The following is a 14,509-nucleotide window of genomic DNA, read 5'->3' as shown; positions in this document are numbered from 1 at the left end:
CTCGTCCGACAGTGTCAACTCGGCCTTCGGCCGCCCCGTCCGCGCCATGGAGCAAGCCTACACATCTGAACAGAATTCCTGACTCAGAACACTAGTGGGGTTTAGTCGACCGTCTGCCCGTCGTTCATACCGCCTCTGCAGGTCGGGAGCATGGGCGTCGACCGATCGATCGTTCCGCCGCCGTCCGTGCACTCACCCGGGGTGACGCTGGCCGGGGTGACGCTGACCGGGGTGACGCTGCCGGCGGTGGCGGTGGCGGTGGCGGCGCCTGTGAGGCCGAGTCCGGCGAGGGCTGCCGTGGCGAAGACTGCGGCGAGGATTCGTCGAATGCGCATTTGGTTCGCCTTTCACAGATTGCCTTGGTTGGGACACTACTCAGCCAATTGTTCATCCATGTGGGTGACACGTCATGTTGGGCCGTTCGGTTGACATTGCTGTCGGGTGCGGGGTCGGTGACGCGACCCGTCAGAGCGGATGGAAGCCCGTGCCACATCCGTGCCAGAAAGAGCGGATCCCAGCGGTCAAGAGCAGTCAAGCGCGACGCCTCGCGATTAATCACCAGAGGCCGTTTGCGCTGGTCAGCGTCAACCCCCTCCGTGACAGCCCGGTGATTCCCAAGCTCAGGGCTCTTCGTTGCCGCGGCGGACAGATCCCGGGCACTGCTCCCCCTCGTCGCCGATCAGCTTCGCGGACAGTTCGGCTGCGAGGTCAGCCAAGCCGACCAGGTCCACACCAGGTGCGTGGGCCCCGGACAGAATCACTCGTCCCTCGCACCAATGGAGCCCGACCGCGACGCTGTCCAGTGCCCCATGTGAACACCGGTTGCCGGCCTACGCTGTGCAGGTCGAGGTGGCCTTCTTGCCGAAGTGCCGCGCTGTTGTGTGCAAACTCAAGCCAGTCGCGCAGCGAGATGGGGCGTTCCTCGCTGTCCAACCAGTCCGAGGCGCGCGTCATGTGCAGTTCGTATCCCATACCCGGGATCATTCACCGCAGGTCTGACACGTCTCCTGCCCTGTCGACGAGGCCTCTGACATCCACGCCTGACATCAACGGCACCGGACGGCGGCGTAAATCAGCATCCCTGTCCGGACGTCGTGCCAGTCACCGATAGCAGCGGGAGCAGGATCGGATCGAACTCCTAAAGCGGGTGTCGCAGGTTCGAATCCTGCCGGGGGCACCGACATAAGGGCCAGTTCGGAGGCTTGATCCTCTCGAACTGGCCCTTCGTCATGATCGCGGCCGTGCCACCCACGTGCCACAACCTGCGCTACGAGTCCGTGTCACCTCGTGCCTTGCGGATCATCGATCCGAGCCGGTCGGCGATCTCCCGGTCACGTCCGCTGACCATGTGCTGATAGATCAGCGCGGCGCGCGAGGTGCTGTGACCCATCCTCGTCATCAGCTCCCGCAGGCTCGCCCCGGAAGCGGCGAGGCTGTTCCCCGTGTGCCGGAGGTCGTGGAAGTGGACGTCTGCGGTGATCTTGGCACGAGGGCATACACCTCGGACACGCTGAGAATGGGCCGCTCGGGGACGTCGTAGCGGTCGGCTCCCTTGATGCGGCACGGGTTTCGCCGGATCAGCTCGTCATCCACCGCCGTATCAAGGATCGCGCGCATGATCTGGTACGCCTTCACCACGGTCGGCTCCCCCACGATGGCAAGCCGAGCCGTGCGCCGGGCCCGCATCTGAGCCGTCGTGATCAAGGCCCGCGCACGGCGCGGGCGCGCGTCGCCTCTGCGGCGCGGCCGTCAACCTGCGTGGTGGGTGTGGGATTTGAACCCACGGTGACTCGCGCCACGACGGTTTTCAAGATCGTGGACTAGAGCTGAGGCAGAGCCGCACGCTCGCACCCAAGGATGTCGTGAAGCCAACGGTCGAAGTACTGGCCCTCAGTCTCTCGGTCACCCTCGACGGTTCGACGGTTCGACCAAGCATGGCCGGACCGAAACCGACCCCCCGGCCCTCCTCGGCCTGACGTGATCAGAAATGCGAGGCCGAACCATGCCGAAGCCCTGGGAGCCCACCCGACACGACAACCGGATCACTCACCTGTCTGCCAACGCCCCGACAAGCCAAGCGGTCCGACGGGCGAACCGCCGGACCGCTATGGAAGATCAAGACTTGAAGGTGACGATGTAGACGGGGCTGTTGGAGCTGCCCTCGTTGTGCACTACCGGACAGGACGTCTTCTGCTCGCTGTCCTTGGTCTTGACTTGAATTCCGCAGAAGGGCGAATCGTCCCAGTCGAGCTGGTTGAAGTTGCTGAGCACGGGGATGTCGTCCCCCCCGTTACCGCTGTCAGCGCTGGCCCCGCCGATGCCGGCGAAGAGGATTCCGCAGGTGGCCACGGCCACCGCTGCAATCTTCCGGACGTTCCTCATATGTTCTCCTCCACTGCTCTGCCCCAGATCGGGCAGACACATGGAGAACGATGCGCGAAAAGGATCAGAGCGTAACGTCATGAATGCTTTGATCACTCCTACAGCCGTACAAATCACGAAGCTGCTGGACGAACCGAGCGGGCAAGAGGCGTCGTTGCCCGTCGCGCCTGGCGTGACGCCGCTCAAGCCGTTGAGGCGTACACCTGTCTGCTCATGATCGATTCTCCGGGCTGCCGCCAACCGCTTGGGCAACGTCGGGCCCCCTACTGGACCCGTGGAGATCATCGATGCCTCATCCCAGCAGATGGCGGTACGTCTTACCCGGGACGAAGCCGTGGTCATCAACAACGCCTTGAACGAGCTGTGCAACGGCTTCGACCTGTCGGACGACGAGCTGCGGACGCGCAGCGGATATACGCGCGAGGAGATTCGCTCCGTCCTGGGGATGATCAACGACGCCATCCCGCCTCTGGCCATCTGAGCTGAGCGTGATCCAAGGAGCGCCCTCCCTGGACCGTCTCGGGGCGTGGAAGCTCCACCGACCTCGCGCTACCGTGCCGCCGGGAGGTGCCGATGACCAAGCGCAACGGCAGATGGTCCGAGGCCGCACAGGTTGCCGCCGCCATGGCCGTGATCGCAGGGGTACTTCTCCTGGCGCTGCTGGCCCTTGTCCTCCGTTTCTTCAAACCCTTGCTCTGGTGAACCGGAGTGTCCCCCGCGTGCCCGTTCGGTCGGGGAGTAGAGGGGAAGAGCGGTCGCCGGCAGGCAAAGCTCATGGGAACGGCCCCTGACCGAGTTGCCTGGTCAGGCGCCGTTCATCTGCGGTGGGTGTGGGATTTGAACCCATGGTGACATCGCTGCCACGACGGTTCTCAAGACCGCTCACGGGCCCATGGCGACTGGGCCACGGACTGCCGGACTCATCGGAAGACCACGGGGCCATGAGCCCTCGCATCGAAGCACTCCCGGCCAGAGTCGCTCCGCTGACCTCGCTATAAGGTGCGCGCGAGGAGGGTCCAATGCCAGAGAAGCAACGTGCACCTATGCGGGACCGGTTGTTCGTACTGGGGTGCATCGCATTCGTCATCGACGTTGGGGTCAGGGCGGTGATTGAGTCCAGCCTGATCGTGCGAGCCGGGGCAATTTTCGGTCTGGTCGTTCTGGCCTTCGGTATGGGAACCGTCTTTGGCCGGCAGCAGGAGCGGCGGAAATCCAACCCCAAAGCTCCCCAGGGCGCCCCTGCTCCTGACATCGGCGCCTGACACCAACAGGCGCGAACGGCACCGGACAACGCCGCACTTCCGCGCCCCGCCAACCGATGCGATGCACGGGCCGAACGGCGTGAACGACGCCCCTTAATCGACCTGATAGGGCCAGACCGCAAGGCCCGTACACGGAAAGGCGTCGTCCCGTCGACGGACGGCGCCCCTCCAGCTTGGTCCGGCCATGAAGACTCCCTTGGCCGCGCGGCTACCCGCGGACGTCTGGCTCGCTGCCTGGGTAACCGCTGGTTGGCCACCCGAATGTCGTCACGGATCGCCCCAACCACCGAGGCGAACGCATCGAGGTCCACATCTGTCGGGCCAACAGCACCCATGGCCTTGGCTACCTTCACCACGCAGGAGCAACCCCGGTGGTGATCAGCGGACTTAGCCCAAGGCAGCACTCCGCAGGTCACGCCGGTGCTCGCCCAACCTCGCTCCTAAAGCGGGTGTCGCAGGTTCGAATCCTGCCGGGGGCACCGAACGCAGAACGCGGTGAGACGCTGCACTAGCCAGAATTGCGAAGTTACCGCCACGCTAATAAACGACTTCAGAGGTGGCGAGCCACCTCTCCGGGGTCCATCTCATGGCTTCCGTTCGGCTGCATGGTTCGGTTCCTCCTTCTCAGCGCAGTTGCTCGGCCAGTCCGACGATGATGCCCTCCGGGCCGCGGAGGTAGCAGAGCAGATAGCTGTCCTCGAACCTGGCGATCTCGCCGACGAGTTCTGCGCCGTGAGGGCGCAGGCGGGCAACGGTGTCCTTGATGTCGTCGACGGCGAACATGACGCGGTGCGTGCCCAGAATGTTGTGCGGCCGGTTGCGCGGCCCGGCGCTGATCACCGCGGGGCTGCGGTACTTCGCCAGCTCGAGCCGGCTGTGACCGTCCGGGGTCCGGACCATCGCGATGTCACAGCGGACGCCCTCGAGTCCGGTGCACTGGTCGGCGACGAGGCCCTCGACCTCCGCCCTGCCCTCCAGCTCCATGCCGAGTTCCACGAAGAACGCGATGGCGGCATCCATGTCCTCGACGACGATGCCGACGTTGTCCATCCGCTGAATCGCCATGCTGGTTTCTCCTTCTCCCTCGTGCGGCCGGTGGTGGCCGCTGATGTCCCTGGGACGGAGCCGGTGGCACGTTCTCGACATCCGCAGACCGCCGGACTCCGAAAAATCTGGATCGCGCCTCAGGTGAGAGTCATCCGGATGTACCAATCCACCGCCGGCACGATGAGAATGGCTCCCACGAAGGCCCACGCCGTGGTTGCCGCGCTGTGCGAGGTATAGATCAGAGCAAGCGTGCTCAGCCAGATACCCGGCAGGAGCGGCCGTAGCCAGTGGACGTTGGCGCCCCCGTCGATTACGTGTCGAAGGCGCCGATCCATCGCGCTCGGCGTCCGTGGAGCACCAGGTCAGGAGGGATGCGCCGACGATCACACCAGACGACTCCCATGCGCTGGGCCGCAGGTTCGGACTTCTCGGTGCTGATCGTCGAGGTAGGTCCATTCCTCAATGACCCAGGCATCGGCCGCAGTTGAGCGCCAGGCGGCGTATCCAGGCGGCATGGTGGCCAGCTGGGCGAGCGACGGGTCCGAGTCCACGACGTGTCGGAGGTGGAGGACCGGCGAGGCCCCACCGTCGGGATCGTGTACGCCGTCGCTCACGAGCCAGTCATCCTCGTCATCATGGATCACGGTCAGGGCCGGGAACTCCCCCGCCGAGACGGACCTTTGGATGATCGCGAGCAGGCCTCGAGGGAAGACCTCAGCCTCAAACGGCCAGCTCAGCTCAGGCTGCACAGATCCCATGCGGGTGATTCTGCGTACAGCGGCGAAGCACAGCAACCATGGCAACTGCCCCGTTCAGCAAGGGTCGCCATGGGCTCGACTTCGGCCGGTATGACCGTGACCGACCGTTCTCTGTAGAGCTACGGATCAGAAGGCGTCTGACATCCACGGCTGACATCAACGACGCCGGACGAGGGCGCACGCCAGCGACGCCGTACAGCCGTCACGTCAGGCGACAGCAGCGGCCAAAGGGGGTTCGGATCGAACCCTTGAAGCGGGTGTCGCAGGTTCGAATCCTGCCGGGGACACCGACGCAAAGGCCACGGACCGATCATGGTCCGGGGCCTTTGACATCTGCTTCTGAACCCACGAGGTTTTCAGGATCCCGCGTCGGGTCCGCGCCGAGCCGTGCGACGGCTGAGGGCGGCTGATGACGGGGCGAGGATCAGCCGCTGCAGCCGGGTACCACGGTCGGGCCGTGCAGGCAGTTGTTCGGGGTGTTGGCGGCGACCCGGCTGGCGCGCAGGGTCACGGTGCCGCCGTTGTTGTAGATGCCGCCCGGGTTCGCACCACCGGCCGAGTTGTTGCTGATGTTGCTGGCGTTCACCTTGGAGGTACCGCCGCTGGCGGCGGGCACGCCGTTGGCAAGGCCGCCGCCGCCGTTCGTCGCGGTGTTGTTCACGAGGTTGCTGATGTTGACCGTCAGCGTCCCGATGCTGGCGATGCCGCCGCCCGTGTTGCCTGCCGTGTTCCCGCTGAACTGCGAGAGATTGACGGTCACCGTGCCGTCGCTGACGAGGCCACCGCCGTTCTGGGTGGCACTGTTGCCCGTGAAGGTGTCTCCGCTGATGTGCGCCTCGGAGCCGCTGAACACGCTGACGCCGCCACCGAAGGCGGCGTGGTTGTTCCGGATCACACTGCCGCTGAGGTTCAGGGTGCCGTTGCCGTCGACGACGATCGCGCCGCCGGCGCCGTTCTGGAACGAGCTGCCCGTGGCGTCGCCATTGGAGAGGACAGCCGCTCGCAGGGTCAGGTTGCCGCCGTCCACGGTGAAGATGCGGAACGTTCCTGACCCACTGATGGTGGCGAAGTTGCCGTTGATGACGACCGGCGTGGTGATCGGGGGCAGTTCCGCGGTCAGCGCGTACGGACAGCCGGGCCTCAGGTTGAGGGTGTCGCCGGCCGGGGTGCTGTTGGCGGCGGTGATGGCGGCCTGCAGGGCCGCCTCACTGCACGCCACGGGCAGCGTCGCGGCCGAGGCGGGAGCAGCCAGCGCGACGGGGGCGAGCGTGGCTGCGGCGCCGATGCAGAGCACCTGGGCGGTCCGGACGAGGGACTTACGTGTGAGCATGCCACTCCTTTTTCAGATGCGCGCCGCGAGCGTTCAGCCACGAAAAGAATGGGGCGGCGCCGCATGCAGGGGTTTCGGGCCAGAGGTACCCGGCCGCCGTCCGATATCGCGTAGTAAATCCATATTTGCGCCTTATAGCCCTCTGTGGCACACCCTATGGCTGAACTGGGCCCAGAAGCCGGGGCTCTTCGGGAACCCCATCGATCGGCTCCCCGGCTCGTCCGGCGCCCGCGACACCCCCTGCGTATCCGGCCGGGGCACATGACAAAAAGGGGCCGGTTCAGAGGCGCGAACCTCTCGAACTGGCCCTTTCGCGTGATCACGTCCGCCACGAGAGGGTGCCCCGGCCGTGCGCGGCCCGGACAGCCGCTTTCCGACGGGGACGGTGGCGGTCACGGCGTCGGTGGCGGGGTCGGCGGCGGTGTAGACCGCCGACACGCTGTTGACGTTGCCGTGGACGACGTAGGCGTACGTCCCCGGCGGTACCGCCGCCGCCTGGCCTGCCGGACGACGTTGACCCGCCAGACTCATCGGCATGGACGAGACAGTGCTGACGGAAGACGGGGTCCGGCTCTGGGCGGTCCGGAGTGGTGCGGGCGCACCCGTGGTGTTCTGTCATGGCGGGCCCGGGTTGTGGGACACCCTTGAGGATGTGGCTGCGCTGCTGACGGACGGGGTCACAGTCCACCGCTGGGATCAGCGGGGATGCGGCCGGTCGGAGCGGCATGGGCCGTATGCGACGGCTCGGTCCGTGGCCGACCTCGATGCCGTCCGCCGGCATTTCGGGCTGGCGCAGATGGCGCTGCTGGGTCACTCGTGGGGCGCCCAACTGGCATTGCAGTACGCGCTGGAGCACCCCGACCGCGTGAGCAAGCTGGTCTACTTGTCCGGCACCGGCATCGATCAGGATTCCACCTGGCACGCGGCGTACAAGCAGAACCTGCGCGCCAACCTCAGGGCCCACCGGGGTCGTTGGGAAGCCTTGAAGAGTCGGGGAGATCGTTCCGATGCGGAAGACCGTGAGTACTCGGTGCTGCAGTGGTCGGCGGACTTCGGCGAACGGAAGCGCGCGATCGAGCACGCCGAGCGCATGGCCACGCCCTGGCTCGGCGTGAATTTCGAGTGCAACGCCGCCATCAACGCCGAGGGCAAGCGCACTTGGGGCACGACAGCTCTGCACACGGCATGCGCAGGGCTCGATGTCCCGACCCTGATCGTGGACGGGGCGGAGGACATTCGGCCGCGCCGGGCCGTGGATTCGCTGGAGCAGGCTCTGCCTCGGGTGTCGCGGAAGGTGTTGCAGGGCGCTGGGCATCTTCCGTGGGTCGAGGCACCGGACGGATTCCGGACGGCGGTGGGCGGCTTCCTCGCCGATCGGCTGTAGCGCTCGTGCCTATGTGGCCGGTTTTTGCTGGGGCGGGAGTTCGCCCCCAGTCATCGGGAGTGAGGCGGTCACCCGCTTCACGCTGCCAGGACGTCCTCGTAGCGGGCGTGGGCGACCACCGCGCGTACCGCTTCGTCGACGCTCTCCAGACCCGAGGAGATCTCGTCCGTGGTGAAGATCCGGCCGGGGCGGACCCGTGCGTAGGCACTCCAGGTTCCCGTGCGCGACGCGATGACGTAGCCGACCGGGTAGCCGCCGGGAAGTCCGTCGTCCACGCAGACGTACACCACCTCGGCGGCGTCGCTCCGCTCCACGCTGAGGAAGAGTCCGCGCCCTTTCAGCATGCGCTCCACAGGGCTGCTCGCTGCTTGCATGTTCCGTTCCTTCCGCATGGGCGGCGGCCGTTCCCCGGCTACGGCCGCCGCCGGTCCAGCTCGCCCCGGCCGCCGGTGAACTCCCGAAGCTCGATGGGCACTTGCAAACCATCGCGGCACACGCTGCAATGCCAATGAAATTCTGATGATGCGCGGATCGGGCGCTCGGTGAGCGTGGAGCGGAGGCTGCGGGTGGGCGACGGCTCTCGTCGGGCGGTTCGGCTCGCCGTGCTCGGGCCGGTGCGTGCCTGGCGCGGCAGTACGCCGCTGCCGCTCGGCCCCGTCCGGCGGCAGGCCGTCCTGGCGGCGCTGGCCCTGCGGCCCGGATTCCTCGTCAGCCACGAGCAGTTGCTCGACGGTATCTGGGGCGCCAGTCCCCCGAACTCCGGTCGCAAGGTACTGCCCAGCTACGTCTACGCGCTACGCCAGGCCCTCGACGCCGGGAGCGCCGGTCCCGCGCAGTCCCTGATCCGCGGGGAGCCGGGCGGTTACCGCCTCCTCGTGGGCGGTGTCCAGCTCGACGCGGCGGACCTCGCCGAACACGTCGACGCCGCACGGCGCGCGAAGACGTCCGGCGATCCGGACACCGCCGTGGAACGGCTCTCGGCCGCGCTCGCCCTGTTCGACGGCGAACCGCTGGCCGGGCTGCCCGGACCGTTCGCCGGCGTGGAGCGGCAGCGGCTCCTGGAGCGGCTGCGCACCGTGCGGGTGGAACGCCTCGAGTGCCTCGTCCTGCTCGGCAGATTCACCGAGGCCCTCGACGGTCTCGCCACCCTGTCCGTGTCCGGCCCGTACGACGAGTCGCTCGCGGCCCTGCGCATGCGCGCCCTGTACGGCAGCGAACGGCAGGTGGACGCGCTCGGCGTCTACCGGGACATGTGCGCGCTCCTGCGCGACGAACTCGGGGTCGAACCCGGTGAGGAACTCCGCCGTGTGCAGGAGGCGGTGCTGCGCCGGGACGACGAGCGCCTCCTCGGGGCGGCCACCGGACGCTCCGGATACTCGGGCGACCCCGGAAATCCCGGAAACTCCGCCGTGGCCGCGCCGCCGAGGATCCGTCCCCGCCGCGCCGTCAACGAACTGCCCGGCGACGCCGGCCGCCTGGTCGGGCGGGACGCCGAGCTGGCGCAGCTGACCGCACCCTCCGCTCCCGGATCCGTGTCGGTCGTGACGGTGGACGGCACGGCCGGCGTCGGCAAGACCGCGCTCGTCGTCCGCGCGGCCCGCGAGCTCAGCGACCGGTACCCGGACGGCTGCCTGTACGTGGACCTGCGCGCGCACAGCACGCGTCGGCGCCAGTCGCCGGAGCAGGCGCTCCAGCGGCTGCTGCGTTCCCTCGGCGCGGCCACCGGTGAGCTGCCCGGCGACCTCGACGAACTCACCGCCGTCTGGCGTGCGGCGACCAGCCCGCTGCGGCTGCTCCTCGTCCTCGACGACGCCCTGGACGCCGACCAGATACGGCCGCTGCTGCCCGCGGGGGCCGGAAGCCGCGTGCTGGTGGCGGGCCGGCGGCGCCTCGCCGGACTTGACGCCGACCGGCGCGTCATCCTGGAGCCCCTGGCGAGCGGTGCTTCGGTGTCCCTGCTCACGCACATCATCGGGGAGGAGCGCGCGGCCCGGGAGCCTCAGGCGGCGCAGCGCCTCGCCGGGCTGTGCGACGGGCTGCCGCTCGCCCTGCGCATCGCCGGGTCGCGGCTGCAGAACCGGGACACGTGGACGGTGGAGTACCTGGTGGGCCGCATGGCGGGCGACGACCACCGGCTCGTCGAGCTGAGCGTCGGTGACCGCAGCGTGGAGGCGGCCTTCCGCCTGTCGTACGACCAGCTCGCCGCCGAGCAGCAGCGCGGGTTCCGCGCCCTCGGCCTGGCTCCGACGGTCGAGTTCGACGTACTGGTGTCGGCGACGCTGCTCGACCGGCCGGCCGCCGATGCCGAGCGGATCCTGGAGAGCCTGGTCGACACGAGCCTGGTGCAGCAGCCGCGTCCGGGCCGCTACCGGTTGCACGACCTGGTCCGCGTGCACGCCCGGCGCCTCGCTGACGCCCTGCCCGACGAGGCCGGAGCCGCGCGCAGGGCCGCACTCGGCCTCTTCCTGGACGCGGCCCGGACCGCCAGCGACTGGGGCCCCGCCGGTTTCCCCACCGGACCCCGGCTCACCTCGTCGCGCTTCGCCCACTGGCAGGAGGCGGAGGCCTGGCTGGACGGGGCAGGCGGAGAGCTCGTCGACGTCGTCGGACACGCCGCAGCCCTCGGTGAGGCCGACTACGCCTGCTGGATCGCCGAGGCGCTGTGCGACTACTTCATGCGCCGGGGCCGCTATCACGAGTCCCAGATGGCTCTGGAGATCGCGCTCGCGCACGAGGGCGAGGCCGCCGACCGGCGGATGGCGGCCGCGCTGCGGAACTGCGTGATGTACACCGCCGGACACCAGCGCGACTACGGAGTCGTCCTCACGTACGCGACCGACGCCCTGGACCTCGGCCGGCGGCTCTCCGAACCGGGCGAGGAGGCGCGGGCCCTCGCCGGTCTGGGTACGGTCCGGCTGCGTCGCGGCGACGGCGACGGGGCGATGCCCCACCTCATGGCGGCGGTGGACCTGTCCCGGCGGCTGCGCAACGACTGGATCACCTGGATCACGCTCCTCTTCCTGGGTCTCGCGCACCAGTTGGAGGGACGGGACGCGGAGGCGCTGGACTGCTTCGACGATGCCTGCACCCACGCCGAGAAGGCCGCCAGGCCGCACATGTTGGGCAGAGCCCTGAGCTGCGCCGCCGACGCCCGCCTCCACTTCGGCCACTACGGTGAGGCCAAACGGCTGCTGCGCCGGGCGATCGACCAGGTGCTGCACACCGGGGACGCCTTCCTCTGCGCCCGCAGCCTGACCCGGCTCGGCACGGCCGAGGAGGCCGAGGGAAACCCGGAGACGGCCATCGCCCTCCACCAGCAGGCCCTTCTCCTCCAGCGCCGGCTGATGTCCCCGCTCACCGAACCCAACTACGACTGGCTGGAGATGGACATCCGCAACCGCCTCGGGAGCGCCTACGTGGCGGCGGGCCGCCTGCAGGAGGCGAGCCGGGAGTTCCAGGCCGTACTCGACCTGCCCGGTGGCCGTGCGCAGCACCCCGACGGCCCCGGCCGACGGTGACCCGTCCGGTCGCCGAGCCCGCGATCCCAAGTCCCTACGCGGCCTGCCCCACCGCCGGCTCGATGTTCTGGTTGGCGTGGAAGAGGTTGTTCGGGTCGTACTTGCGCTTGACCTCCGCCAGGCGGTCGTAGTTGTGGCGGTACGTCGCCTGGACGCGGTCCTGGTGCTCGTCCTCGCCGATGTAGTTCACGTAGGCGCCGCCCATCGAGTGCGGGTGCAGGTCGTGCCAGTACGCCCTCGCCCACTGCTTGACCGCATCCGCGTTCGCCGGGTCCGGGTCGATGCCCGCGATGACGCCCGACCAGACCGCTTCCCGGTAGCCCCAGGCCGTCGCGTCCTCGGAAACCCGGGCCGCGGCCGCGTTCACCGGATAGAGGTGCATCGTCGACAGCGGCGTGGGGAGGTTCTCGGCGAATTTGACGTGTACGTCGATCGCCTCGTCCGTGATGCGGTCGAAGAAGTCACCGCGCCAGTACCACTGCAGGCCCTTGGGGAGCAGCTCGTCGAACATGGTCTGCAGCGCCGGGTACGGCATCGGTGCCGTGAACCGGAAGGCGGGCGGGCCCGCTTCCTCCACCGCCGCGATCGCCTCGTCCGTGCGGGCCAGGTCTCCCGTCCAGCACCACACCACCCCGCACATCTTCTTGCCGTGGATCTCCTCGGGGAAGGGCGGTCCCGGCGGCACGGCCAGCACGGCGAAGAAGCCGTTCAGGTCCTCGGGTGCCTGCGGCAGGAACTCCCGGTACCACTCCAGGACTTCACGCGTCTTCTCGACCGGCCACAGCGTCAGCGCGACGCCCACCGTGTGCACCGGATGCAGCTGGAACTTGAACGCGGTGACGATGCCGAAGTTGCCGCCGCCACCCCTCACCGCCCAGAACAGGTCGGAGTGTTCGGTCTCGCTCGCCGTGACGAAGCTGCCGTCCGCGAGGACCATGTCCACACTGAGGAGGCTGTCGATCGTCAGGCCGTACTTGCGCGTCAGGTGGCCGTGACCGCCGCCGAGGGTCAGGCCGCCGATGCCGGTCGTCGACATGATTCCGGCGGGTATCGCCAGGCCGAACGCGTGCGCCGCGTGATCCAGGTCGCGCAGTTGGCTGCCGCCGCCCACCCACGCCGTCTTCTGCGCGGGGTCCACGCGCACCCAGCGCATCGGTGACAGGTCGATCGTGATCGCGTCGTCGACGAGGCACAGGCCGCCGCCGCTGTGGCCGCCACCGCGGACGGCGAGTTCCAGTCCGTGGTCGCGGATGAAGTCGACCGCCGTCATGACGTCCGCCGCGTCCGAGCACCGCACCATGGCGGTCGGCCGCCGGTCGATCATCCCGTTGTAGATCTTGCGCGCCTCGTCGTACTCCGGGTCGCCCTGCGCAATGACCGGGCCACGCAGCTCGGTTCGCATCAAGCCGACGACGTCCGTGGCGGTGGGGTCCGTGGCAGTGGTGCCGGTGTCGGTCTCGTTCATGGCGCTCTCCTCGACGGGACGCATCGCTGGGCGGACCGCTGTCCCCCCGTCCCGTCTTCCCGCCTCTCGGCGGGCGTCGGTGAGCGGTTCGCGCCGGCGTGCGGGCACCCCCGTCAGCCACCGACACACCTCATCGAGCGCCGGCTGACACTTCAAGGATCCGCCCGCCCGGCAGGCCCCGCAATCGCGGAGCACCATGAAGACATGGACGGAGCGGACCAAGTCATGAACGGACCCGACGGTCTCGGTGGCGTCAGTCGCCCCGGCCGGCTCGCCGCCCCCGGCGAAGGGATCACCCCCGATGAACTCGCGCTCGCCGCGCGTAATCACGGCCTCCCCCTCGAAGCGCTCCGCTACGACGTCACCCCGCCCGGCCTGCACTACGTCCTCGTCCACTACGACATCCCGGACGCGAGCGCCGACGACTGGCAGCTCGCGGTCGACGGCCTGGTCAGGAAGCCGCTCACCCTCGGCCTCGCGGCCCTGCGGTCCCTGCCCGCCGTGACCCGCCGCGTCACGCTGGAGTGCGCGGGCAACGGGCGCGCCCTGCTCACGCCCCGGCCGGTCAGCCAGCCCTGGCTGGTCGAGGCGGTCGGCACCGCGGACTGGACCGGCGTGCCGCTGCGCGTACTCCTCGACGAGGCCGGGGTGGACGACGGCGCCGTCGAGGCCGTCTTCACCGGCGCCGACCACGGGGTCGAGCGCGGCGTCGAGCAGGACTACCGGCGCAGCCTGCCCGTCGCGGTGGCCGCGGGTGACGTCCTCGTCGCGTACGCGATGAACGGCGCGCCCCTGCCCCCGCAGCACGGCTACCCGCTGCGGCTCGTCGTCCCCGGCTGGTACGGCATGGCGCATGTGAAGTGGCTGCGCGGGATCACGCTCGTCGACGCCCCCTTCGACGGGTTCCAGCAGGCCGTCGCGTACCGCTTCCGCTGGGACGCCGACGATCCCGGCGAGCCCGTCACCCGGATCCTGCCGCGCGCCCTGATGATCCCGCCCGGGTTCCCCGACTTCATGTCGCGGGCCCGCGTGGTCCGCCCCGGGCCCGTACTCCTCGAAGGCCGGGCCTGGTCCGGGCACGGCCCCGTGACCAGGGTCGACGTGACCACGGACGACGGCGCCACGTGGAGCGTCGCCACACTGGACCCGGCGGACGGCGACCCGGCGGACGAAGACCCGTCGGACGGGCACGCGGCGGCCTGGCGCCACTGGCACGCCCCGTGGACCGCCGCGCCCGGCACCCACGTCCTCGGCGCCCGCGCCACCGACGCAACCGGCCGCACCCAGCCGCTCACCCAGCCGTGGAACCGCGGCGGCTTCGCCAACAACCTCGTCCAGCGCATCCCCGTCCACTGCCTCTGAC

General features: G+C 69.0%; 12 protein-coding genes and 1 pseudogene. 6 read left to right on the top strand and 7 right to left on the bottom strand.

Annotated features, from left to right (window positions below; translation table 11 throughout):
- Window positions 1-101 precede the first annotated feature (101 nt).
- The 3 genes and pseudogenes from ACWFR4_RS18655 to ACWFR4_RS18645 all read right to left on the bottom strand — a co-directional run bounded on the left by ACWFR4_RS18655 (window position 102) and on the right by ACWFR4_RS18645 (window position 2,667).
- Window positions 102-335: a hypothetical protein gene (locus ACWFR4_RS18655; protein WP_453460497.1), complete on the bottom strand. Its 234-nt coding sequence runs from the start codon at window positions 333-335 to the stop codon at window positions 102-104.
- A 932-nt stretch (window positions 336-1,267) separates the two neighbouring features.
- A pseudogene (locus ACWFR4_RS18650) lies at window positions 1,268-1,701 on the bottom strand (tyrosine-type recombinase/integrase); the annotation flags it as partial.
- Between the two features lie 414 nt (window positions 1,702-2,115).
- A complete protein-coding gene (locus ACWFR4_RS18645) occupies window positions 2,116-2,667 on the bottom strand; it encodes a hypothetical protein (protein WP_453460491.1) in 552 nt (183 codons plus the stop codon).
- Between ACWFR4_RS18645 and ACWFR4_RS18640 the strand changes: the two genes are divergently transcribed.
- From ACWFR4_RS18640 to ACWFR4_RS18630, 3 genes are all read left to right on the top strand, one after another.
- On the top strand, window positions 2,657-2,863 hold the full coding sequence (locus ACWFR4_RS18640; RefSeq protein WP_453653351.1) for a hypothetical protein: 207 nt from the start codon (window positions 2,657-2,659) through the stop codon (window positions 2,861-2,863). The genes ACWFR4_RS18645 and ACWFR4_RS18640 overlap by 11 nt on opposite strands.
- Before the next feature lie 92 nt (window positions 2,864-2,955).
- Complete coding sequence (locus ACWFR4_RS18635; protein WP_453653349.1) at window positions 2,956-3,084, top strand: hypothetical protein; 129 nt, start codon at window positions 2,956-2,958, stop codon at window positions 3,082-3,084.
- A 317-nt stretch (window positions 3,085-3,401) separates the two neighbouring features.
- Window positions 3,402-3,644 (top strand): hypothetical protein, encoded by a 243-nt coding sequence (locus ACWFR4_RS18630; protein ID WP_453653347.1) that lies wholly within the window; start codon window positions 3,402-3,404, stop codon window positions 3,642-3,644.
- A 624-nt stretch (window positions 3,645-4,268) separates the two neighbouring features.
- Here ACWFR4_RS18630 and ACWFR4_RS18625 read toward each other — a convergent pair.
- On the bottom strand, window positions 4,269-4,709 hold the full coding sequence (locus ACWFR4_RS18625) for a VOC family protein (protein ID WP_453460484.1): 441 nt from the start codon (window positions 4,707-4,709) through the stop codon (window positions 4,269-4,271).
- A 1,164-nt stretch (window positions 4,710-5,873) separates the two neighbouring features.
- The gene (locus ACWFR4_RS18620) at window positions 5,874-6,779 is read right to left on the bottom strand and encodes a hypothetical protein (RefSeq protein ID WP_453653345.1); all 906 of its coding nucleotides are present in this window, start codon (window positions 6,777-6,779) and stop codon (window positions 5,874-5,876) included.
- Window positions 6,780-7,314: 535 nt separating this feature from the next.
- Between ACWFR4_RS18620 and ACWFR4_RS18615 the strand changes: the two genes are divergently transcribed.
- The gene (locus tag ACWFR4_RS18615) at window positions 7,315-8,163 is read left to right on the top strand and encodes an alpha/beta fold hydrolase (protein ID WP_453653343.1); all 849 of its coding nucleotides are present in this window, start codon (window positions 7,315-7,317) and stop codon (window positions 8,161-8,163) included.
- Window positions 8,164-8,240: 77 nt separating this feature from the next.
- On the opposite strand, the gene ACWFR4_RS18610 is transcribed toward ACWFR4_RS18615, so the two are convergent.
- Window positions 8,241-8,537, bottom strand: coding sequence for a hypothetical protein (locus ACWFR4_RS18610; protein WP_453653341.1), 297 nt, complete (start codon window positions 8,535-8,537; stop codon window positions 8,241-8,243).
- A 192-nt stretch (window positions 8,538-8,729) separates the two neighbouring features.
- Between ACWFR4_RS18610 and ACWFR4_RS18605 the strand changes: the two genes are divergently transcribed.
- Window positions 8,730-11,681 carry an AfsR/SARP family transcriptional regulator gene (locus ACWFR4_RS18605; RefSeq protein WP_453653339.1) on the top strand — a complete coding sequence of 984 codons (2,952 nt, stop codon included), beginning with the start codon at window positions 8,730-8,732 and terminating at the stop codon, window positions 11,679-11,681.
- Window positions 11,682-11,715: 34 nt separating this feature from the next.
- On the opposite strand, the gene ACWFR4_RS18600 is transcribed toward ACWFR4_RS18605, so the two are convergent.
- Entirely contained in the window at window positions 11,716-13,083 is a 1,368-nt protein-coding gene (locus tag ACWFR4_RS18600; RefSeq protein ID WP_453460530.1) for an FAD-binding oxidoreductase, read from the bottom strand.
- Between the two features lie 288 nt (window positions 13,084-13,371).
- On the opposite strand from ACWFR4_RS18600, the gene ACWFR4_RS18595 reads away from it, so the two are divergent.
- On the top strand, window positions 13,372-14,508 hold the full coding sequence (locus ACWFR4_RS18595) for a sulfite oxidase (protein WP_453653337.1): 1,137 nt from the start codon (window positions 13,372-13,374) through the stop codon (window positions 14,506-14,508).
- Window position 14,509 lies beyond the last annotated feature (1 nt).

The organism is Streptomyces sp. NPDC055140, assembly GCF_053607285.1.
The sequence above is the reverse complement of the archived record's forward strand: the minus strand, read 5'-3'. Positions and strand labels throughout refer to the sequence as shown.